The following is a 17,048-nucleotide window of genomic DNA, read 5'->3' as shown; positions in this document are numbered from 1 at the left end:
AACAACAAATGACTACTCTACAACAATGCAAAACTTGTCCTTGGAAGAAAGAGGCTAAATGCTCTGATATCCCCAATTACAATCGCAGCCTCCACGAAAAATTATCAGATACGATCGCTGAAAGTGACGGTAACTTGTCTCGGATTAACGACATCAAAATCAAAGCAATGGCTTGCCACTATTCAAAGGATAACGATGAACAATACTGCGTTGGCTGGCTCCACAACCAATTGGGTGTTGGCAACAATATTCCTTTAAGACTGAAGATGATCGGTTCCAGCATTAAGATTGTTCTTGATGGTGAACAAAAGCGAAGTTTTGACGAAACTTTTGAATAATGCTAGCGCAACTTGAAACTGACTTTTGAGGTTTCTATCATGTCTGAACTTAAATACTACGGCTACTCAATTACTGTAATTCCACAACCTGATGGAACTTACAGCTTTACTATAGAAAACTGCTTCCAAAGCAAACATCAAGTAGATGGGTTTTCGTCAGAAGATGATGCTTTTGATGATGCTTGTTGTCGAATTGATACAATCCTAGAAAGTCTCTAATAGCGTTTTGGTGGGTTCGCTACCCACCAACATTATGACTCAATTTCACCCGCTCTCAAAATTTGAAATCATTCAAACTGAATCAGGGCCAAAAGAGACCATAAATAATTGGGCTTTTGCTTCAATTATTTGGGCGGAATGTAAAGAAAATAATTCCAATGCTAGACAAATGGCATTAGATTTATTTTCTAATATCATTCAACTTGATTCACTGTTAGGACAAAACAATGAAGCTGCGGATAGGGAAGCGATCGCTATCATGGCATTTGCATTAGATGAAAAAGTTGAACAGGCTTTTCAAAGCTAATGCTTGCGCTTTTAGAAGTTGATGTTTTCTGGAGTCAGTAATTATGCAGGATAAAGATTTTTTAATCGAAAATTACCAGGAAAGATTTTGGCAATATCAAACCAAAGAACTTAATCGTAATTACCAGCGGCTAACACTAAAGGCCATCAAGGTTAGCGTTGTCGTTGGTGTTGTTACTGGTGCATTTACAGCAGTAATACTGACCATTCTGTTAAACAAGTAAGCGTTAAGGGCAGTTCGCTACTGCCTTCATTTTGAAACAAGTACCTGTTTGGCTTATTAACGATCGCACCGCTAATGCGCTCGTAAATGATGGGTTCATTTATTATGGATGTCCATACATTCCCGAAAATATGCTTTCACCTGAACCTGTTGGCAATTGGTATATTTCCCCTGGTTGTCAAGAACCAACAATTGAGGTTTGCGATCGCTACGGAGCATTGTTCTTGAGGAAATACAAATTAGATTTCTCTGACTTGGACAACGCCGAGTACGAACGAGTAAAAAGCTTACTGGGAGCATCTGATGAAGTTTAAACGAATTACTGTAACTTCAACACAAGTCTATTTGCTGCCGATACGCGCAAGCAAGTCTCTTGATGGGCGAAGTGTAGAAGAAATTTTGAAAGAATGGTTTGAGGAATTCCCACTCCATCAACACCACGCTACCAGAGAAAGTTATGCAATTGGAAATTCCCAAAAAGTTTTGAGGGTGGAAATCTCTGATGGAAACTAAAGGAAAGTACAAAACCAACGATCGCATCGGTCAACTGAAATTATCGATTGCTCTCGAGTTACTTCCAGATCTGCCACCAATTCACGGCAGTGACTATAAGTTGATAGTCGCCGATCCCCCCTGGTCATACAACCTGCGTGAAACTGACGTAACTCATCGGGGACGATGCCCATATCCAAATATGAGTGACGAGGCAATTCTGAATCTACCAATTGGTGCGATCACTGCCAGTGATGCCTACTTATTACTGTGGGTAACAAACAATCATTTGCCGCTAGGTTTCCGATGTCTGGAAAAATGGGGTTTTGCCTACAAGTCAATTTTTACTTGGGTGAAGACAACTAAGAAATCCACAGAGGAAAATCCGCACCCTCATATAGGTATCGGGCATTACGGGCGTAATTGTACAGAACACTTTCTAGTTGCTACCAAAGGCAATCCAGGCAGTTTCACAAGTCATGGTTTGACCAATATTCCCAACGTAATCTTTGCACCACGGGGTCAGCATTCACGCAAACCTGATGAATTCTGGACGATCGCTAATAAATTGGGTAACTGCTTAGGTGGCGTTGGCGACAGCCTGCCGGAGGCAAATCGAATTGAATTATTTGCTCGTGAACAACGACCAGATTGGCAAGTCTGGGGTGCTGAAGTTAGCTAACGCTTACGCTTTCAAGTTTTGATGTTTTTTGAAGTAAAAATGGCTATCTGGAAGTTTGGATACGAAGTTGTAATCTACCAAAACCAAACAGCATTTGTTGTCGATCGATGTTTTGGTAAGCACAATGGCGCATCTTATTTCATTCAATTTGAAAGTGGGGTAAAGAAGTATGTAAGCGAGAGTGAGCTACAGGTTCATCCAAATTCTGACGAATTATCAGAATCCCATCCTGGTATTTCTGATGTCAGATAACTAATGCTTTCGCTTTTAGGTTTTGATGTTTGAGGTAAACCAATGGATTTTAAATTCAAACTTGAGCTAGTTGTAAATATCTCCACAGATATTGATGGAGATAAAGATTCGCAAATTGAATTCATCAAAAATCATCTTCCTTCAGCGATCGGTATTGTTCTTCCTGATGCTCCAATTCAATCAGAAGTCGAAATCGAAGAAGGTTCAGTTTTTATTAAATCTTGCTGTCTAGCTTGCGGCGAAGAAATGGAATTTGACGATTTAGATTGTTGGAATTGCAATGATAATTGGGGAATTTAAATAGCGTATTGGTGGGTCGCTCCCACCATAAATCATGCTTAAGATATTGTTTTCGATCGCCAGAATTGAGATGCTAATCCTACTCATCAACATCTTAATTACATTGGCTCAATTTATTCACTGTCTCAACTGGTATCTAAGTCAATTTATCTACTTGCATTGGTTGGAACGCTTTTACGAAAGTATTGCAATTACAGCAAAGCTACTAACCAATCATCTCGAAAGTACTCTCAACAAATTATGAATCAGATGTGCAAAATTACATTAGGCAGAATTGTTGTTTCTGCCAGAAAAAGTCAGGGGTTGAGCCAACGGGAATTAGCTGAATTGATGGCAAATCGATTTGCAGTTAAATTCGATTTTTGCGAATTGTCGAAAATTGAAAACGACCGACTCGATGTGCGCGATCGCAACTATGATTGGTTCATCCACTGCTTTTGTGAATTATTTGAAGTCCATCGCAATTGGATTGAGCAAATTCGTCAGCAAACTGAACCGCAGCCACTTGATTTAACTAAAGCTGTCTTTCCAGTTTATTTGCACGATATTGATTTCATTAATTAACTATTTGAGGAGTTCAAATGCTTAACCAACTTAAAGATTTTCTGGACTCCTCAGTCAGAAATCAATGGCTTACTGATGAATTTATGCAAGTCTATCTCAGGAAATCACATCGTTACTACGCTGGTAATTTGATTCAAGTTTTGGATATTGCTACAATTGAAGTGTATCCTGATTTTCAACGCCAAGGTAAATGCAGCGAATTTCTCAGAATCACACATCAAATTAATCCATATCAAGCTACATTCGTAGAAAATGTGCTTCATGAGTTTCTTCGATTGCATTTGTTCAAAAATCAATATTTAGAGTATTCAATCCCTAACTGTTTTTTAAAATTGGTAAATTTAAATGAAAATTAAACTATTAAATGTTGCTCAAGCTTTTTATCAAGAATTAATTTTGAGAACAATTAATTCATCAATCAATGAGGTGAAATAAATGGAAAAATCAAATGCGATCGAAGAAATGACAAATGCTGTGGATAAACTAAATTCAGCTTTTAAAAGATTCAAAGAACTTGAGAAATTAGTTTATGAATCATATACTCATTTTGAAGAAAGTCAAAAGTTGGCTCCCCAAAAGAATCAATTTCAATATTTGGTGGTTTGTGCCGAAATAAAATTTGGTTATTACTGTTTAGGAGCAGCTATTCAAAATATGAATATAGCTTTTGAACAGTCAGCCATAAAAAAAATAATTAAGGCAGGTAATTACAATAAAGATTTGTGATTGAGTGCTTTCGCTTGCGGAGATTGATGAGTTTATTAATTTCATGATTCCTCAATCTTGGTACAAGTACTTGGTAAGAGTTGATGTGGATGTTATCTACTGCGATCATTTAGCTTGTTGTTTGCTAGCAGAACTAATCAATAAACAGCAGAATCCAATTCTTACCAGCTATCGATCGCTTTCCGATTTGGTTAATCATTTAACTTCAGATGTGAAACATTCTCTTGAACTATTGAAGGAACTTGATTTAATTCAAATGACGCACCCCACAGATCCAGAGAAACTTTTGAGTGGTGCGATCGCTATTCATTTGAACCAACAACGCATCAATCAAATTACCAATTGTAAATTTGACTCTCAACCCAAGCAAAATGCCCGTGATGGCATTGTGTATGTGATTCGCGCAGGTCAGAGTAATCTGTACAAAATTGGTCGGACAACTAATATCGATCGCCGTCTTCGTCAGCTTCAAACAATGAATAGTCAACCGCTGTCAGTCGTGAAATTGATTCAATGCCATGATGCGATCGCAGTTGAAACGACACTTCACCAAAAATTTAAACCATATCGACGCCAGGGTGAATGGTTCGAGCTTTCTGAATCAGCAATAAAATTTATGGAGGCACTATGAATTGTCCACTGCAAAAGTCAAATTTTATCTAAAGCTGGTGTATCACGAGGCAAACCTAAATTTAGATGTGGTTCATGCAATCGCCTCTTTTCTGAAGGTGCTTCCCGTCGTCCTCAATGGACGACAGAAGAGGATGAAACTTTGATTTCGATGGCATCTGCACCAAACCTTGAACGTGAATATAATACGATCGCAACCAGTAAAAAATGGCCTAAACGAACTAAGGCAGCATTGATAGCAAGACTTGAACGTTTAGGTCAATCCAGATATGATTCAAGCAATGGCTGGATGACTCGATCACAATTACTAAAAGCACTTGGACTTAGCGAAAATAATGCTTTCAGTTTCAGTGCTTGGGTTGCTAATGGATTGCCAGTATACAAAGAAGAAAATGGATTTCAGCGTGTTTTTATTGGCGATTTCATTAAATGGTGTTTATCCCCAAGCGGCCAGCCTTATGCAGCCAAATTTCTTTCCAAAAATCAATCTGTTGCAGCTTGGTTTCTTGCAGCTATTAACGATTGGCTTCTTGAAAATCCATCAAATAAAAAAGTGAGGAATAAATGAAAGCACCACTAATCTTAATCCCCCTTGAATTAAATTTAAGCATTAAGCCAGAAGGTAAGCGATCGCCTAAATTCTGGTTTGGCGATCGCGTAGAAGTTGAAAATAAGTTTGGCTTAGTTTACGGAGTTGATTACCGTCCGCTAGATGTTTTTCCTCACAATGATTGCCGTTGGTGGTATCGAATTCGATTTGATACTTACAATTGCTTGAATTCATACCCAGAAAACTCAATCAAAAAAGCTGAATGGACTGAATGATGCTATCGCTTTTTGAGATTGATGTTTAATTTGAGCTAAAATGTTGACAGCAGAAGAACTGAAATCACAATTAAGTTAATTCACTGGAACTGAATATTACTACAAGCATCCGTTTTTTGGAGTTCAATACACAGACGGAATCAGATTTTTAGCTGAGAATGCAGGTGCTTTTTGGTTGATTGATGCGATCGCTTCTTATCAACCTCAACTTTCGAGAAATCCAATGTTAGGTGACTTCCAAAGTTGGATACTAATTGTTGGTGATGGACATGAATTCATCAAACCTAAATCACCAAATATGGCTGTTTTGACTTGTTGGGAAGATACGCCAAATAAAGGCGTTAAACCAGCAGTTAGTCAACAAATTCCATACACTGATTTCCCTTTGCCTGAAATTCAGCTTTACTTTGAAAGGGGGGTTTTGATACTTCCAAGCGAACATTAATCTTTGAAGTAAGGTAATTGCTATTGTTAGTGATTACTTTACAAGTATTAATGTTTAATGTCAGCAATTAATGTAAAATAGAATTAGCTTAAGGTGAAGTGATGCAATACTATAAAGTTGAATTTACGATCGATAAAAATGGCAATGTAACCGAAAAAGTTATTGCTTCTGGAACGAACTGTACTGCTGTTACCAAAGGACTCGAAAAAGCAATGGGTGAGGTGCGATCGCAAGAACTTCTTCCTGAATATAATCAATTAGTTGATTGCACTGGCTCTGAAACCCTTTGGAGTCAAGTATAAGCTGAATCTGTTTGCCTTATAATCAAAATAGTTTTGAGTCAAGTCAATGGCAAACAGAAAACTTATCTTAAGCGCTTTTAGTCTGGCTTCGGTAATTGCTGCGATTTGGATTTGTCAGCAGAATCAAAATACTGGTAAATACCATGAAGAAACTTACCCGATTGGCCAACAGGAAGAAGATTACTTCAACTCAAATTCAAACTGACATCACATAACTATGAGAGAAATTGAGTTTACAAATACCATTTACCACATAAATGCAGAAATGCAGAGAGTGGGCTGGACGGTACAACAAGGTAGAGAGCATTTAATCAAAACTTATGGTAAACGCTCTCGTAGCCAATTAAATGACGAGCAACTGCTTGAATTTCTAAATCATTTGAAGTCCTTACCATGAAACAGATAGAATTTGAAGAAGTTATTTCTTTATTACCTGCAAGCGCAACAGAAATAGCTCAACACTTCCCCGATAGCTCCCTACGAGGAATCAGAAACAAATTAAATCAATGGGTAGCTGAAGAGAAAATATTCAGAAGCTACTTTGAATGTAAAACCCGTGGTCGCCCAATAAACAAATACACTGGAAAAACCAATGGAAACTAACACTAAGTCAGAAGGAAATTTTGAAGGGTTCGTAATTATTGAAATTATGGGTCATCGAAAGCTTGGCGGGTATATTAAGGAGCAAACGATCGCTTCAATGGCTTACATCAGACTTGATACCTTTAATAAAGCTGGCGAAGTTGCGGCGACGCAATTTTACAACCCATCAAGTGTTTATTGCATTACTCCTACAACTAAGGAAGTAGCGATCGCATTTGGATTAAACAATCAGCCTGCACCAGAAAAAAGCTGGGAATTACCCAAACGTCAATTAACTATTGCTGGTACATCAGATTACAATCCAAATATTTTTTCAGGAGATAACTATGAAGAGTAAGATGACGCGAGAACAATGCAAAATGCCTAATTGTAGTAATGATTTGCCACCCGGCAGAACTTATGAATGTCCCGAATGCACTTCTAAAATTATTGACTGGTTTCGTTATTTTAGTCGTCCACTTTCATCAATTTTGCCAAAAGATGATAGTTCATCTTGAATGTTTATTTCACTATCGCTGCGATCGGTGCGATGCTTGGTGGTCGATTGCCGATCGCCGTTCATTAATTGGTAATTTCAAAATCTGCCCCGACTGCGGGTATCACAATACTATTGAAGGAATTGAATCCCATGAGTCACCTAACACATATCCAGACAACCCTCAAGAATCCAATAGTTCTTCAGAAAGTCCTTCAACAAATGATTGATTCTGAACTTAACGGTATTTTATCTGGAGCATATTTAGAACAGGATAGCGCTATTCACGATCCGTTCGGCAATAGCAAGATAGCAGATTTTGTTATTCGGAGACAACAAAGTTATCAAGGTGGATATGACTTTGGATTCAAGATGACTGAATCAGGGGAATTTGAATTTCTCACTCGTGACGGCAGTAAGCGCGATGCAAAATACTTCATGGAACAATTACTTCCTTGGTATGCGCGGGAAAATATACTAGCAGTTCTTCAGTCTCAAGGATTTGAAATTGAGTCACAAAGCTTGGAGAATGGTGTGGTGAAGATTATTGCTGGAAAATGGCAGTAGATACATAAAATGAAACCGATCGCTATTTAATCAAGCGATCGGTGAAAATGCGCGAAGTGTAACGGAGATAAACAAATGATATTCTTTTTCGACTTAGATGGAACGCTGCGGCAAACAAAATCTGGATCAACATTTATCAATAATCCAGATGATCAACAACCAATACCAGGCGCAGAAAAAGCGGTAAAATATTTCAGCGATCGCGGCTACCAATGTATTGGCATCACTAATCAAGGTGGCGTTGCGGCTGGACATAAAACAATTGAGGATGCCATCAAAGAACAACAAATTACTTTAGAGCTTTTCCCAGAACTGAAGGAAATCTATTTCTGTCCAGACTTTGAAGGACGAAAATGTTATTGGGTTAACAGGAAGGACACTAAAATAATTCACGAGTGTGAATTCAATTTCAGAAAGCCACATTCAGGTATAATAATGATTGTCATAAGTAAGAATGGGGCTTATGACAAACAAAATAATTGGATGGTAGGCGATCGAACTGAAGATTTTGAGTGCGCCAAATCTTCAGGCATCAATTTCATTTGGGCAGATATTATGCTGGATAAATTTAATCCAGGTATTCATGAGCGAACGATCGCCAATATTGATAAAGAAACTCTGCTTAAGTTTTTGGCGATTTAATGCTTACGCTTTTTGGAATTGGATTCTAGAAAAGGGGCTTTCCATGCTCCTTTAAAATTGAATTATCAGCAAAAATCAGGAGACAAAACAAATGCGAATTCTCAAAACGCTAATCCATAACTTAACCGCTGCTCAACGTACTGAACTTGTGGCTAATTTTGAAAATGCTGAAATTGTGGAGTTGAAAATGATCGCACCGGAACTTGCGGAATTTTTGGCCAACACACCAGATGATGATAGCAAGCTTGTTGAAGCAGCAGATCAATTAATTGTATTGGCACTGAACTATAGCGCAGTTCTGTTACCTTGCGGCAGTCCAAAGTTTGCCTGGTTACTAGCTCAACGGTGGCCTGAGTCCGTAAAGCCGTTATTCGCCCATAGCGTTCGCGCATCGGCAGAGAAAGAAATTGAAAAGTTTGAACCGATCGCAGACGAGCCAGACAAGTTTAAAAAAGTGAAAGTTGTTGAAAAAGTAGCAATTTTCAATCACATTCGCTGGTTCTAATAAGTTCATGCCCCAGAAATGGGGTTTAACTTTTTGCTAATATTTTTGATACTCGGAGTAAACAATGGAAGACGCTTACAGGGAAAAACTGAAAGATTTGGCGATCGCAATTGCCAAATACCAAGATTTAGACGAATCGGAACGACAATGGTTAAAACCAATGTTGTCTAAGGGAATTCAGAACACATTGGAGATGTTGGACTTGATAGCCGATCGGCCAATGACTTTTGAGGAGATTGCGATCGAACTTGATATTTCAATATCAACAGTTACTCAAAAGCTCAATGCTTTACTAGATGGTGGATACCCGCTAACGCTAACTGATAAAACAGCTTTTGCTGAAACTGGCAGACCCAGAAAACTTGCCAGAAAATCTGATCTTAAGAAAAAGTTGACTAAACTTCTTGAAGAGTTAGAATAAACTAAGGGGCATTATGCCCCTTTTTACAATAAATCAATAACTATGGATATTCAAAAAGAACTAACTAATTCTGTTCAAGCACTCACCAATTGGTTAGCCAATTACGAAAAAGTTTATGTATTTCAATCAAGCTTGAATGACTCAATCCAAAAACTTGATAACTGGTTAGCTAGATGGAAGCAAATTTATGCGATCGTTCGCAAGAAATCTTACAGCCTTCTTGAAGCACAACAATTAGCAGCAATTTTTAGTTGCTCCGTTATTAGAGTTGGAACAACATCTCAATATTATTTAATGAATAAAGATAATAAAATTTTGTTTATTGGCGATTTAGTTGGCGTGGTGGATTATTGCTTTAATAGACTCATAGAAATTTAACTTAAGCCCAAGCTTGATGCCTGGGCTTGTAAATTAGCCTTGAGCCTCAGAAACCACATTAGATAGGTTTTCAGCAATTTGCTCAAGTTGTTCCATCATTGCATCAGCGGCAGCGTCTTCAGCAGCTTCATCTTGTTGGAATTGAGCGTACTCTTCGGAAATTTCAGCTAGTTTACCCTTTAACTCTGCGATCGTGTCCTTCTGCGATTTAATTAGGGCAACTGCTCCAGCGATCGCTTGCTTAATTTGTTCTACAATTTGTTCCATTTTTCTTCCTTTTAATTTGATAGTTAGGTATCTACAAATTTGTCAGCCAATTTGCTGTTAAATTTGATGCAAATACCTACTTATGTAAGTTTAATAAATTTGCTAAAATTTGTCAAATAAACTAGAATTATGTGAATTCATTCTAAACGAATTTATGTTTAATCTCCAATTAGCAAACACCTACAGCCCCACCAAAAATTATGGTGTTAATTCCTGGTGGGCAAATCCGAAATTAGATGGTGTGCGTGGATTGTATATTGCTGGTCAAGGTTTAATAAGTCGCAGTCAAAAGACTAAATATGTAGGTTTGGAACATATAGAATTTGTATGCCAACAAATTGCTGCACTTGGATACCAAGTAATTGATGGTGAATTATACATTCCTGGAGAAAAATTTGATATTATCTCAGGGATAGTGCGCGATCGAAAAGACTACGATATTAATCAGAAACACCGGGTTCAGTTTCATGTATTCGCTTTATACTCAGATTCAAAGGTTTGGACTTCTACAGAAGAGATGATTCAAGCGATCGCTCAAGCCATCCCTAGCCAAACCGCAGTAGTTGTGATTCCATACGCTCAGATTCTCAATAATCCAGTAGCCATTCAAGCCCAAAATCAACTTAATAAAGATTCCGGCGCTTCTAGTGAAGGAACTGTACTTAGACACCCAAATATAGCTTATAGTTTTGGGCGATCGAATAATTTACTCAAAGTCAAGAATTTCGAGAAATCTGAATTTACAATTAAAGGTTTTGTTAAGGGTTCTGGTAAATATTCCAAATCACTTGGTAAATTATTTGTTGAAGGCACAGTTAATGGAGCGATCGTAACTGCCAAAGTTGGTACAGGATTTACTGATGCTGAACGGCAGGAATTTTGGAATAAACAGAATACTTATCGCGATCGAAAAGCCGAAATAATTTACATGGGTGTAAGTTCAAACTCTAGTTTAAGACTTCCTGTATTTTCTAAACTTCTACCAGAAATATTGGCTCCCAAAAATTGACGTAACTTAAGTTAATTTGTTAAAATAGTTTCAAATTAGTCAAAGGTTTTTATGACAGAACTAACAGGAGCGATCGCATCAAAACTTCTCAAGACAATAGTTGCAGACTATAATTTTTGGGGTGAATCTGAAGGAGATTCGCCACTGGCAGTAAAACGTGCAAAAGTTCCTCTGGATGAGAAAAAAATCCTTGCTTTAGATGCTTCGGCCAGAAAAAAAGCAGAACAGATAGAAGGATATAAAGCTCCGGAACGAACGATTGTCACAAAAACACTGGACGAAGTTTTTAAACCTCTGGTGACAAGCAGTTTACTTCAATTAGAAGGAAAATCAAATTCAATTTTAGAGGGAACGCTAACGATCGAGAGCTTGGAATCGGCAGCAGAAGCAACAGAATATTACATCCAGCTTTATTCTGCTTTCAAACAACTAAACTCGCCAAAGGTCTGTTATGTAGAAGATGCCAGTGATCCCTATACTGGTATGTTTATTATAGGTACGTCCGCAGATGGTCAAACTGTGTTTGCTCAATCTCTACTAATTCAAACCTAATTCAAATGCGAGCGGTAAAAAAGTGGGCAAATAGCCCATTTTTTTTGGTCAAAAAAACACCCCATTGCTGAGGTGAGTAACTTCTGCAAATTTTAGTTGGCTCAACGTGGATAAATTTGACCGTGTGGATATGGATATCTCACAAAATTAGACTGGCGATTTTTTGGAGATTGATACCATTGATAGTCCCATGTGTCCCACTGAAGATTAGGTTTTTCGATCGGTGGGGATGGTTTTGTAGTTTTTGGTTTAAAGACTGCTTCGCGATCGCAAATCATTTTGTTCTTCTGTTTGTTTGTTTGTTTGTTTCAATTCTCAATTCCCTAAAAAGGGAATTGTTACCTCCTAAGCAACTCGAAAGGCTAGCGATCGAGCATTACGAATATTCACCCAAACTTCGCCACCAGATTCATATTCAGCTAATTGCCCCATGCCGCCTGCTGCCAAAATCCCAATATCAGGACTGGTTTGGCCTGCAATACCGCCTTCTCTTGAAACAATCAGTCTCTTGAGTATGTCCCGATTTCCACCAAAGTTTACATTGTTTGGGAATCCTTCATGATAGGGGCTAAAATCTTGCCAACCAGGTCCATAAGGATTGCCTGGTAAGCAGCGTAATGCTCCAAAATCAACGTGCGTTGCGGCAAATGCAAATAACGAATTATCTGGCCAGGATTCACTTTTCATGGATGGGAATATAAAGCCAGCATTACCGATGCTTTGTTGATTATCCGATCGCATCCAACAAACTAGCTTAACTTCTGCGGAGTCAAAGGCAACAAATTTAATGGGGAAAGATTCACCAGAACCATAGCCAATAATATTTGCATTTCCGACTGCTTCTACCATGATCGGGGCTGAATTAAGCAGAGTATTTTGATTTACCCCGTCGCCTTGCCAAACCTGAGTTCTGATATTTGTTACTGATAGCTGCTCAACTAGAACTCTCAAATAAGCTTGATCTTTTGGTGGTTTGGAAAGTGGCGCAGCGATCGAAAATATTAAGTCATTCCCCGAACCAGCTACTTGCTTGTATCCTAATGCAATTAAAGCCGATACCAACGCGGCTCTAAATTTGTCAGCATTCCAAACATCTACAACGATGTTTTCAGTACGTTTGACTGGCATATTACTCCTTGTGCTTTCAAGCTATTCCAACGATCGACAAATTAATTTTTTGGCTTTGCGGCAATAAATTATCTACTGCCACAAATACAGGTTGTTTGGAAACTAGCACTTGCGGACATAGTTTCAAACTCAGACTCGTTTGTTCTACTCCCAGAACTACATCAAATAGAATTCCCGGTGATTCGCTCATGTCTGGATATAAGTAAGTTGGACGCGAGCGATCGGATTTTCTAGTCTCAGTAGACAGATATCCCCTAATCCGGGTCGGTGATGAAGCAGTTAATTGATGAATTGACAGCAGTTTTTCTGTCAGGTCAATCGTCGAGTTTCCATAAGCGTTGATATCCAACTCAGCACGAATCGTTTTTTCGCTGATGCCAGAGTTAGAATCAGCACCTTGGCCTTTGAGGTCTAGAGCATCACCCCAGGTGCCATCGGGATTTTGGAATTGCAAAGCAGTCCCGTTCCAACGATGTGCTGGGATGGGAGAATCATCATCAATGATGATTAGATTTGCTTGAATGATTTCCCCTGGCGATACGTCACCTTTGTAAGTACCAAGGGAAAGCGGAATAAATTCATTTCCTTCTACCAAGTCATCATTAGTGATGGTGAAGTCACAATATTTTATTCCGCTTTCACCGGCAGCCCATGAAAGTAACTGACTGGTTCCGGTGGATGTAGCTGGATTATCAGCTATAAAATCAACTTTTCGAGTTGCTCTGCCTGGAGTAGCTGAACTGGAATTCGTGACTCTGACGCTGACTGCGCCATCAGTTCCATTCGATCGCACTACCCCAACCTTTTGGGTTATCCAGGTCCCGTTTTCTCTAATTTGATATTCGGCTGCGGTAAAGCCTAACTTTCCTGCTGGCATAATTAAGCTGCTTTATTGAATAAGTAAGAAAGGGCTGGAATATCTTTAACAAAACGCCACCCGGTTTCTTCAGACCATACTGGAGTTTCTGAAGTGGCGACAGATGGCAAATCCCGCTCCATAAATTCTTGGGTCTGACCATTGATACTGACAAACCAAGGTTTATTTGAACCGATTAAAGAATTTGGTACTGGTGGCGGTGTTTTTCTAACACCTAATTGATTCAATGCTTGTACGTATTCGGGGCTTGGAGTATATTCGCCTGTTGGCATTTCCAATGCTGGCTTTAGTGTTTCTGGTGTTTCGATCGCTCCATCCGGTTGAATTGATTCGATAAAAGTTTTACTAAATTTGAAATCAGGTTTTCTTTTGGCTGCGATCGTGATTTCTTCTCCAGTCCGAGGGTTTCGTCCCTGGCGTTCTGGCAAATCTTTCGTATAGAAGTTGCCAAATTTTTCAATTTTGACTTCATTCCCTTGTCGAAGTGAAACTTGAATAAATTTCAAAAACCCTTCAACTACATTACTTACAGTTGGTTCACTGTAGCCTGTATTTTTTTGCAAATAATCTAGCATTGCGGAATTCATAACCGAGCCTTAAATTGGAAATGACTTATTAAATTATGACACTAAATTAATTATTCTGGCCAGAGCAACTCATTTAATGGGTAATCTAGGTAGTCTTGTATGTCCGGGTGGTACTTAGTATCCTTATCGAAAAGTTTTACGTTTACGCAATCATCATTTTTTACTCTGTTGGTAATTACTCTCATAATCCTTGTTTCTCCTGGCACAACACCAGGCAAACTTTTGATTGCAACAATTCCCAAATAGATAAAATTGGGCGTGTTCCCGCCCTTTACCTCAGCACACAGCCTTTCCTTGCCAGCCTTCAATTGAAACATAAACCTTATTTGAAGTCTTTGACCAGTCCAAATAATTTTTTTGAGATCACTGTATTGAACGGCAAAAACTTCAATTACTTTGTAGGTAATTTTTTCGTCTATTTTTTCTAACTTCTCAATAATTTCATCTACGAAAATAGAAAATACTATTCCTGCTGTTCCTGTTTTTGCCTGATGTGCAGCCTTCCAATAAGCAGCCACCCAGGATTCTGTTGAATATTTGTTGCCTTGAGAATTTGTTTTGTCGTAAATAAGTTCTTTCTCCGTTCTGAAGTTGTTTGCAATTTCTTTCTTATATTTTGAGGTGAGAAGATTTTTTAGATTCTGGTCGTCGCCTGCTTCTTTTTTGGCGACTTCCTCAGCCTTGCTCATTGCTTGTCCATATCTTTCGCGTTCTGATAAGGCAAAATCATATTGTTCCTTAGTGTACTCAACATCGCCAAACAATACACTTTGATAAGCTTTTGGTGAAGAATCTGGGAAAGTAGCAGGTACTTTATAGTAACTGTTAACAAGTTGAACAATACGGGAAACTGTATCGATCGCATTATCATCAACTGCACAAGGGCGGTTTTTATAGCAGTTCTCGTCTTTAAAATCCTTTAACCAGGGGGCTTGGGCATTAATACCATCAAGAAATTTCTTAACAGCGTCCAACCCTTCCTTATTGTTTGGATAAGCCGATTTGAGAGAATCTACAGCGATTTGCAATTCCTGAGATAAAAATTCAATAATTCTCATCTCTTTGGCTTCCTTCTGTTCGCCACCAGGGGGAATATTTAAAACCATATTTTCGGCATTAGCTGCTCTGGCTCTACCCAAGAGAGAGGCAACAACACCCGTGAGGTCAGTCATCGATCGAACGGCAATTTCTTGTAGACTTCCAGGCAAAGCAACTTTGGGAAATTTAGCAACTGTCGGGGGCTTGTCAAAGTTGGCGATCGTTTCCCTCATCCCTGGATATTTGCTGGATTTGATTAGCTGAATAAAATCCCCATCGGTATCCCGTCCCAAACTAGCTAGCAATTTTCTGGGTGCTGCGATCGTACCCATTGCCCCTATGTAAGTTCCTTCGTGCTTATTCTCCCAAAGCTGAATATCGCCCCAGTGTCGCATGGGATTGCAGTAAACAATGTATTCACCTTCTGGAAGTGAACCCGCACAAAATACTTTTTGACCAACAATATTACCGTCTGGCTGAACTACATGATAATGAGCCAAACTTTCATCGGGCTGCGCCATCAAACTGTAAAAGCGGACTCCGGCTGATTTAGCAAAATTAATCCACATTTCCTGAATGCCTTGATTTACCCTTTCAATCACATAGGGGTGAAGTAGAAGGACACCACGGCGATCGGCTTTGATAATTCTCAGAACTGGACTTTTGTAGGAGTCGCTCGATATTTCTTCTCCAGCTTGCTCTAGCTCTTTCTGTTCTTCGTTTTGGTCAACTCTGAGAATTTCTGCTAAGTTCTGAATGGAATTGAAGGCTGCACTCAATTTTTGGCATTTACTAATAAGCTTGCTGATAATATTGTCTTGTTCGAGGGTTTCAAACGCGAACCACTGCCAAATCATCCACCCTAATTTAGTATTTCTCTCTTCAGCTTCAAACACTGTACCAATCAGTATTTTGCCTTCGTAATTTCCTAATTCAGGTTTGTTGCCTTTCAAGGATGAAAGAGGAATTACCAAATCAATCCCCATTTCATCACACTTGGGATTATATGCGACGGTTCCTTTACCTACCCACCCAGGTGAGTCTTTTGTTGCTCTTAGTGATGCTCTAAATTGAATTGGAATTTCATAATCAACTTCTATTTGATTTCCGTTTTCATCAACTGTAGAGATTTCCAATAATTTCATTATTTCGCCACTGGCTTTAGCATGAGAATCGCCTGTTTCCCAATGGATTCCATTTATTTTGTCATCCAGTGGATTACCTGTATGAGTTTTTCCTTCATCATCAACTACTACATATTTCATTTGTTTGTAGACAAGTTTTTTGCATCCGGTATGGACGATTGAACCGTAAATGATGCGCTTCCATTGGTCTTTATTCGATTCTCCATAGTAAAGTTTTCCAACAGTTTTTTCACGGGTAAAAGTAAATCTCCCATGTGTTCTGGCTCCCGATGCCAAATCTAAAAAATACGGCTTATTTTCTCCATTTGGTTTAAACGCATCTAATCTACGATGATTTTTCTCATTTTCATCGATTTCGCCTACACAAAATATTTCTATTGGATACATTGCACAAAGCATGATGTTTCTAAATACTACTGGTGGTTTTTCTGACCAGTTTTTACCGTAACAATCCCAAACTGAAAATGTAGAAAGAGTTTTCAGTTCTCCAATGCTTCTATCTTCCTTGTAGAAAATGTTTTTAAAAATTGTCATTAAAGTTTCTGACATA

34 protein-coding genes and 1 pseudogene are annotated in these 17,048 nt (G+C 38.6%); 30 read left to right on the top strand and 5 right to left on the bottom strand.

From position 1 onward, the window contains the following. Nucleotides 1–8 precede the first annotated feature (8 nt). The 28 genes and pseudogenes from ACE1CD_RS15860 to ACE1CD_RS15725 all read left to right on the top strand — a co-directional run bounded on the left by ACE1CD_RS15860 (nucleotide 9) and on the right by ACE1CD_RS15725 (nucleotide 9,895). Nucleotides 9–338 (top strand): DUF6283 family protein, encoded by a 330-nt coding sequence (locus ACE1CD_RS15860; protein ID WP_374825399.1) that lies wholly within the window; start codon nucleotides 9–11, stop codon nucleotides 336–338. Between the two features lie 39 nt (nucleotides 339–377). Beyond that, on the top strand, nucleotides 378–557 hold the full coding sequence (locus ACE1CD_RS15855) for a hypothetical protein (protein ID WP_374825397.1): 180 nt from the start codon (nucleotides 378–380) through the stop codon (nucleotides 555–557). Nucleotides 558–591: 34 nt separating this feature from the next. Beyond that, nucleotides 592–864 carry a hypothetical protein gene (locus tag ACE1CD_RS15850; RefSeq protein ID WP_374825395.1) on the top strand — a complete coding sequence of 91 codons (273 nt, stop codon included), beginning with the start codon at nucleotides 592–594 and terminating at the stop codon, nucleotides 862–864. A 43-nt stretch (nucleotides 865–907) separates the two neighbouring features. After that, on the top strand, nucleotides 908–1,087 hold the full coding sequence (locus ACE1CD_RS15845) for a hypothetical protein (protein ID WP_374825393.1): 180 nt from the start codon (nucleotides 908–910) through the stop codon (nucleotides 1,085–1,087). A gap of 31 nt (nucleotides 1,088–1,118) precedes the next feature. Next, nucleotides 1,119–1,400 carry a hypothetical protein gene (locus ACE1CD_RS15840; RefSeq protein ID WP_374825391.1) on the top strand — a complete coding sequence of 94 codons (282 nt, stop codon included), beginning with the start codon at nucleotides 1,119–1,121 and terminating at the stop codon, nucleotides 1,398–1,400. Next, nucleotides 1,390–1,599, top strand: coding sequence for a hypothetical protein (locus ACE1CD_RS15835; protein ID WP_374825389.1), 210 nt, complete (start codon nucleotides 1,390–1,392; stop codon nucleotides 1,597–1,599). Before ACE1CD_RS15840 ends, ACE1CD_RS15835 begins: the two co-directional genes overlap by 11 nt. After that, nucleotides 1,589–2,260 (top strand): MT-A70 family methyltransferase, encoded by a 672-nt coding sequence (locus tag ACE1CD_RS15830; RefSeq protein ID WP_374825387.1) that lies wholly within the window; start codon nucleotides 1,589–1,591, stop codon nucleotides 2,258–2,260. The genes ACE1CD_RS15835 and ACE1CD_RS15830 overlap by 11 nt, the downstream gene beginning before the upstream one ends. Before the next feature lie 39 nt (nucleotides 2,261–2,299). After that, a complete protein-coding gene (locus tag ACE1CD_RS15825; RefSeq protein ID WP_374825385.1) occupies nucleotides 2,300–2,512 on the top strand; it encodes a hypothetical protein in 213 nt (70 codons plus the stop codon). Between the two features lie 42 nt (nucleotides 2,513–2,554). Beyond that, nucleotides 2,555–2,812: a hypothetical protein gene (locus tag ACE1CD_RS15820; protein ID WP_374825383.1), complete on the top strand. Its 258-nt coding sequence runs from the start codon at nucleotides 2,555–2,557 to the stop codon at nucleotides 2,810–2,812. A 34-nt stretch (nucleotides 2,813–2,846) separates the two neighbouring features. Beyond that, nucleotides 2,847–3,056, top strand: a complete 210-nt coding sequence (locus tag ACE1CD_RS15815; protein WP_374825381.1) for a hypothetical protein — start codon at nucleotides 2,847–2,849, stop codon at nucleotides 3,054–3,056. Continuing rightward, nucleotides 3,053–3,376: a hypothetical protein gene (locus tag ACE1CD_RS15810; RefSeq protein ID WP_374825379.1), complete on the top strand. Its 324-nt coding sequence runs from the start codon at nucleotides 3,053–3,055 to the stop codon at nucleotides 3,374–3,376. Before ACE1CD_RS15815 ends, ACE1CD_RS15810 begins: the two co-directional genes overlap by 4 nt. A gap of 17 nt (nucleotides 3,377–3,393) precedes the next feature. After that, the gene (locus ACE1CD_RS15805) at nucleotides 3,394–3,732 is read left to right on the top strand and encodes a hypothetical protein (RefSeq protein ID WP_374825377.1); all 339 of its coding nucleotides are present in this window, start codon (nucleotides 3,394–3,396) and stop codon (nucleotides 3,730–3,732) included. A gap of 79 nt (nucleotides 3,733–3,811) precedes the next feature. Continuing rightward, nucleotides 3,812–4,102, top strand: a complete 291-nt coding sequence (locus tag ACE1CD_RS15800) for a hypothetical protein (RefSeq protein WP_374825375.1) — start codon at nucleotides 3,812–3,814, stop codon at nucleotides 4,100–4,102. A gap of 43 nt (nucleotides 4,103–4,145) precedes the next feature. Continuing rightward, nucleotides 4,146–4,733, top strand: coding sequence for a GIY-YIG nuclease family protein (locus tag ACE1CD_RS15795; RefSeq protein ID WP_374825373.1), 588 nt, complete (start codon nucleotides 4,146–4,148; stop codon nucleotides 4,731–4,733). Nucleotides 4,734–4,883: 150 nt separating this feature from the next. After that, nucleotides 4,884–5,300: a hypothetical protein gene (locus ACE1CD_RS15790; RefSeq protein WP_374825371.1), complete on the top strand. Its 417-nt coding sequence runs from the start codon at nucleotides 4,884–4,886 to the stop codon at nucleotides 5,298–5,300. Further along, nucleotides 5,297–5,557, top strand: a complete 261-nt coding sequence (locus tag ACE1CD_RS15785) for a hypothetical protein (protein WP_374825369.1) — start codon at nucleotides 5,297–5,299, stop codon at nucleotides 5,555–5,557. Before ACE1CD_RS15790 ends, ACE1CD_RS15785 begins: the two co-directional genes overlap by 4 nt. A 91-nt stretch (nucleotides 5,558–5,648) precedes the next feature. After that, nucleotides 5,649–6,002: pseudogene (locus tag ACE1CD_RS15780) on the top strand (DUF6876 family protein); the annotation flags it as partial. Nucleotides 6,003–6,103: 101 nt separating this feature from the next. Beyond that, on the top strand, nucleotides 6,104–6,304 hold the full coding sequence (locus tag ACE1CD_RS15775; protein ID WP_374825367.1) for a DUF2997 domain-containing protein: 201 nt from the start codon (nucleotides 6,104–6,106) through the stop codon (nucleotides 6,302–6,304). A gap of 46 nt (nucleotides 6,305–6,350) precedes the next feature. After that, a complete protein-coding gene (locus tag ACE1CD_RS15770; RefSeq protein ID WP_374825365.1) occupies nucleotides 6,351–6,509 on the top strand; it encodes a hypothetical protein in 159 nt (52 codons plus the stop codon). A 188-nt stretch (nucleotides 6,510–6,697) separates the two neighbouring features. Beyond that, entirely contained in the window at nucleotides 6,698–6,907 is a 210-nt protein-coding gene (locus ACE1CD_RS15765; RefSeq protein WP_374825363.1) for a hypothetical protein, read from the top strand. Beyond that, nucleotides 6,897–7,244, top strand: coding sequence for a hypothetical protein (locus tag ACE1CD_RS15760; protein WP_374825361.1), 348 nt, complete (start codon nucleotides 6,897–6,899; stop codon nucleotides 7,242–7,244). Before ACE1CD_RS15765 ends, ACE1CD_RS15760 begins: the two co-directional genes overlap by 11 nt. Further along, complete coding sequence (locus ACE1CD_RS15755; protein ID WP_374825359.1) at nucleotides 7,234–7,404, top strand: hypothetical protein; 171 nt, start codon at nucleotides 7,234–7,236, stop codon at nucleotides 7,402–7,404. Before ACE1CD_RS15760 ends, ACE1CD_RS15755 begins: the two co-directional genes overlap by 11 nt. Next, nucleotides 7,388–7,612, top strand: a complete 225-nt coding sequence (locus ACE1CD_RS15750; RefSeq protein ID WP_374825357.1) for a hypothetical protein — start codon at nucleotides 7,388–7,390, stop codon at nucleotides 7,610–7,612. Before ACE1CD_RS15755 ends, ACE1CD_RS15750 begins: the two co-directional genes overlap by 17 nt. Next, nucleotides 7,605–7,949, top strand: a complete 345-nt coding sequence (locus ACE1CD_RS15745; RefSeq protein WP_374825355.1) for a DUF1257 domain-containing protein — start codon at nucleotides 7,605–7,607, stop codon at nucleotides 7,947–7,949. The genes ACE1CD_RS15750 and ACE1CD_RS15745 overlap by 8 nt, the downstream gene beginning before the upstream one ends. A gap of 75 nt (nucleotides 7,950–8,024) precedes the next feature. Next, on the top strand, nucleotides 8,025–8,591 hold the full coding sequence (locus ACE1CD_RS15740; protein ID WP_374825353.1) for an HAD-IIIA family hydrolase: 567 nt from the start codon (nucleotides 8,025–8,027) through the stop codon (nucleotides 8,589–8,591). A 91-nt stretch (nucleotides 8,592–8,682) separates the two neighbouring features. Beyond that, a complete protein-coding gene (locus ACE1CD_RS15735; RefSeq protein ID WP_374825351.1) occupies nucleotides 8,683–9,096 on the top strand; it encodes a hypothetical protein in 414 nt (137 codons plus the stop codon). A gap of 64 nt (nucleotides 9,097–9,160) precedes the next feature. Continuing rightward, on the top strand, nucleotides 9,161–9,517 hold the full coding sequence (locus ACE1CD_RS15730) for an ArsR family transcriptional regulator (protein WP_374825349.1): 357 nt from the start codon (nucleotides 9,161–9,163) through the stop codon (nucleotides 9,515–9,517). Nucleotides 9,518–9,559: 42 nt separating this feature from the next. Further along, nucleotides 9,560–9,895 carry a hypothetical protein gene (locus tag ACE1CD_RS15725; RefSeq protein WP_374825347.1) on the top strand — a complete coding sequence of 112 codons (336 nt, stop codon included), beginning with the start codon at nucleotides 9,560–9,562 and terminating at the stop codon, nucleotides 9,893–9,895. A gap of 33 nt (nucleotides 9,896–9,928) precedes the next feature. On the opposite strand, the gene ACE1CD_RS15720 is transcribed toward ACE1CD_RS15725, so the two are convergent. After that, a complete protein-coding gene (locus tag ACE1CD_RS15720; RefSeq protein WP_374825345.1) occupies nucleotides 9,929–10,162 on the bottom strand; it encodes a hypothetical protein in 234 nt (77 codons plus the stop codon). Nucleotides 10,163–10,316: 154 nt separating this feature from the next. On the opposite strand from ACE1CD_RS15720, the gene ACE1CD_RS15715 reads away from it, so the two are divergent. Together ACE1CD_RS15715 and ACE1CD_RS15710 are read left to right on the top strand one after the other, a co-directional pair. Continuing rightward, nucleotides 10,317–11,171 carry an RNA ligase family protein gene (locus ACE1CD_RS15715; RefSeq protein ID WP_374825343.1) on the top strand — a complete coding sequence of 285 codons (855 nt, stop codon included), beginning with the start codon at nucleotides 10,317–10,319 and terminating at the stop codon, nucleotides 11,169–11,171. Nucleotides 11,172–11,222: 51 nt separating this feature from the next. Continuing rightward, the gene (locus tag ACE1CD_RS15710) at nucleotides 11,223–11,723 is read left to right on the top strand and encodes a hypothetical protein (protein ID WP_374825341.1); all 501 of its coding nucleotides are present in this window, start codon (nucleotides 11,223–11,225) and stop codon (nucleotides 11,721–11,723) included. A gap of 345 nt (nucleotides 11,724–12,068) precedes the next feature. Here the strand turns inward: ACE1CD_RS15710 and ACE1CD_RS15705 are convergent, their stop codons facing one another. The 4 genes from ACE1CD_RS15705 to ACE1CD_RS15690 are packed head-to-tail and all read right to left on the bottom strand — an operon-like array spanning nucleotide 12,069 to nucleotide 17,047. Beyond that, nucleotides 12,069–12,851: a hypothetical protein gene (locus ACE1CD_RS15705; protein WP_374825339.1), complete on the bottom strand. Its 783-nt coding sequence runs from the start codon at nucleotides 12,849–12,851 to the stop codon at nucleotides 12,069–12,071. 16 nt (nucleotides 12,852–12,867) lie between these two features. After that, nucleotides 12,868–13,728 carry a hypothetical protein gene (locus tag ACE1CD_RS15700; RefSeq protein ID WP_374825337.1) on the bottom strand — a complete coding sequence of 287 codons (861 nt, stop codon included), beginning with the start codon at nucleotides 13,726–13,728 and terminating at the stop codon, nucleotides 12,868–12,870. 2 nt (nucleotides 13,729–13,730) lie between these two features. Further along, nucleotides 13,731–14,315: an HU family DNA-binding protein gene (locus ACE1CD_RS15695; protein WP_374825335.1), complete on the bottom strand. Its 585-nt coding sequence runs from the start codon at nucleotides 14,313–14,315 to the stop codon at nucleotides 13,731–13,733. Nucleotides 14,316–14,365: 50 nt separating this feature from the next. After that, nucleotides 14,366–17,047 (bottom strand): hypothetical protein, encoded by a 2,682-nt coding sequence (locus ACE1CD_RS15690; RefSeq protein WP_374825333.1) that lies wholly within the window; start codon nucleotides 17,045–17,047, stop codon nucleotides 14,366–14,368. Nucleotide 17,048 lies beyond the last annotated feature (1 nt).

This window comes from Aerosakkonema sp. BLCC-F183, assembly GCF_041929145.1.
Classification (GTDB): Bacteria; Cyanobacteriota; Cyanobacteriia; order Cyanobacteriales; family Aerosakkonemataceae; genus Aerosakkonema.
The sequence above is the reverse complement of the archived record's forward strand: the minus strand, read 5'-3'. Positions and strand labels throughout refer to the sequence as shown.

What these genes read in the sequence shown, in the direction of transcription:
- ACE1CD_RS15860 (WP_374825399.1), top strand. Translation starts at nt 9, where the DNA reads ATGACTACTCTACAACAATGCAAAACTTGTCCTTGGAAGAAAGAGGCT.
- ACE1CD_RS15855 (WP_374825397.1), top strand. Translation starts at nt 378, where the DNA reads ATGTCTGAACTTAAATACTACGGCTACTCAATTACTGTAATTCCACAA.
- ACE1CD_RS15850 (WP_374825395.1), top strand. Translation starts at nt 592, where the DNA reads ATGACTCAATTTCACCCGCTCTCAAAATTTGAAATCATTCAAACTGAA.
- ACE1CD_RS15845 (WP_374825393.1), top strand. Translation starts at nt 908, where the DNA reads ATGCAGGATAAAGATTTTTTAATCGAAAATTACCAGGAAAGATTTTGG.
- ACE1CD_RS15835 (WP_374825389.1), top strand. Translation starts at nt 1,390, where the DNA reads ATGAAGTTTAAACGAATTACTGTAACTTCAACACAAGTCTATTTGCTG.
- ACE1CD_RS15830 (WP_374825387.1), top strand. Translation starts at nt 1,589, where the DNA reads ATGGAAACTAAAGGAAAGTACAAAACCAACGATCGCATCGGTCAACTG.
- ACE1CD_RS15825 (WP_374825385.1), top strand. Translation starts at nt 2,300, where the DNA reads ATGGCTATCTGGAAGTTTGGATACGAAGTTGTAATCTACCAAAACCAA.
- ACE1CD_RS15820 (WP_374825383.1), top strand. Translation starts at nt 2,555, where the DNA reads ATGGATTTTAAATTCAAACTTGAGCTAGTTGTAAATATCTCCACAGAT.
- ACE1CD_RS15815 (WP_374825381.1), top strand. Translation starts at nt 2,847, where the DNA reads ATGCTTAAGATATTGTTTTCGATCGCCAGAATTGAGATGCTAATCCTA.
- ACE1CD_RS15810 (WP_374825379.1), top strand. Translation starts at nt 3,053, where the DNA reads ATGAATCAGATGTGCAAAATTACATTAGGCAGAATTGTTGTTTCTGCC.
- ACE1CD_RS15805 (WP_374825377.1), top strand. Translation starts at nt 3,394, where the DNA reads ATGCTTAACCAACTTAAAGATTTTCTGGACTCCTCAGTCAGAAATCAA.
- ACE1CD_RS15800 (WP_374825375.1), top strand. Translation starts at nt 3,812, where the DNA reads ATGGAAAAATCAAATGCGATCGAAGAAATGACAAATGCTGTGGATAAA.
- ACE1CD_RS15795 (WP_374825373.1), top strand. Translation starts at nt 4,146, where the DNA reads ATGATTCCTCAATCTTGGTACAAGTACTTGGTAAGAGTTGATGTGGAT.
- ACE1CD_RS15790 (WP_374825371.1), top strand. Translation starts at nt 4,884, where the DNA reads ATGGCATCTGCACCAAACCTTGAACGTGAATATAATACGATCGCAACC.
- ACE1CD_RS15785 (WP_374825369.1), top strand. Translation starts at nt 5,297, where the DNA reads ATGAAAGCACCACTAATCTTAATCCCCCTTGAATTAAATTTAAGCATT.
- ACE1CD_RS15775 (WP_374825367.1), top strand. Translation starts at nt 6,104, where the DNA reads ATGCAATACTATAAAGTTGAATTTACGATCGATAAAAATGGCAATGTA.
- ACE1CD_RS15770 (WP_374825365.1), top strand. Translation starts at nt 6,351, where the DNA reads ATGGCAAACAGAAAACTTATCTTAAGCGCTTTTAGTCTGGCTTCGGTA.
- ACE1CD_RS15765 (WP_374825363.1), top strand. Translation starts at nt 6,698, where the DNA reads ATGAAACAGATAGAATTTGAAGAAGTTATTTCTTTATTACCTGCAAGC.
- ACE1CD_RS15760 (WP_374825361.1), top strand. Translation starts at nt 6,897, where the DNA reads ATGGAAACTAACACTAAGTCAGAAGGAAATTTTGAAGGGTTCGTAATT.
- ACE1CD_RS15755 (WP_374825359.1), top strand. Translation starts at nt 7,234, where the DNA reads ATGAAGAGTAAGATGACGCGAGAACAATGCAAAATGCCTAATTGTAGT.
- ACE1CD_RS15750 (WP_374825357.1), top strand. Translation starts at nt 7,388, where the DNA reads ATGATAGTTCATCTTGAATGTTTATTTCACTATCGCTGCGATCGGTGC.
- ACE1CD_RS15745 (WP_374825355.1), top strand. Translation starts at nt 7,605, where the DNA reads ATGATTGATTCTGAACTTAACGGTATTTTATCTGGAGCATATTTAGAA.
- ACE1CD_RS15740 (WP_374825353.1), top strand. Translation starts at nt 8,025, where the DNA reads ATGATATTCTTTTTCGACTTAGATGGAACGCTGCGGCAAACAAAATCT.
- ACE1CD_RS15735 (WP_374825351.1), top strand. Translation starts at nt 8,683, where the DNA reads ATGCGAATTCTCAAAACGCTAATCCATAACTTAACCGCTGCTCAACGT.
- ACE1CD_RS15730 (WP_374825349.1), top strand. Translation starts at nt 9,161, where the DNA reads ATGGAAGACGCTTACAGGGAAAAACTGAAAGATTTGGCGATCGCAATT.
- ACE1CD_RS15725 (WP_374825347.1), top strand. Translation starts at nt 9,560, where the DNA reads ATGGATATTCAAAAAGAACTAACTAATTCTGTTCAAGCACTCACCAAT.
- ACE1CD_RS15720 (WP_374825345.1), bottom strand. Translation starts at nt 10,162, where the DNA reads ATGGAACAAATTGTAGAACAAATTAAGCAAGCGATCGCTGGAGCAGTT.
- ACE1CD_RS15715 (WP_374825343.1), top strand. Translation starts at nt 10,317, where the DNA reads ATGTTTAATCTCCAATTAGCAAACACCTACAGCCCCACCAAAAATTAT.
- ACE1CD_RS15710 (WP_374825341.1), top strand. Translation starts at nt 11,223, where the DNA reads ATGACAGAACTAACAGGAGCGATCGCATCAAAACTTCTCAAGACAATA.
- ACE1CD_RS15705 (WP_374825339.1), bottom strand. Translation starts at nt 12,851, where the DNA reads ATGCCAGTCAAACGTACTGAAAACATCGTTGTAGATGTTTGGAATGCT.
- ACE1CD_RS15700 (WP_374825337.1), bottom strand. Translation starts at nt 13,728, where the DNA reads ATGCCAGCAGGAAAGTTAGGCTTTACCGCAGCCGAATATCAAATTAGA.
- ACE1CD_RS15695 (WP_374825335.1), bottom strand. Translation starts at nt 14,315, where the DNA reads ATGAATTCCGCAATGCTAGATTATTTGCAAAAAAATACAGGCTACAGT.
- ACE1CD_RS15690 (WP_374825333.1), bottom strand. Translation starts at nt 17,047, where the DNA reads ATGTCAGAAACTTTAATGACAATTTTTAAAAACATTTTCTACAAGGAA.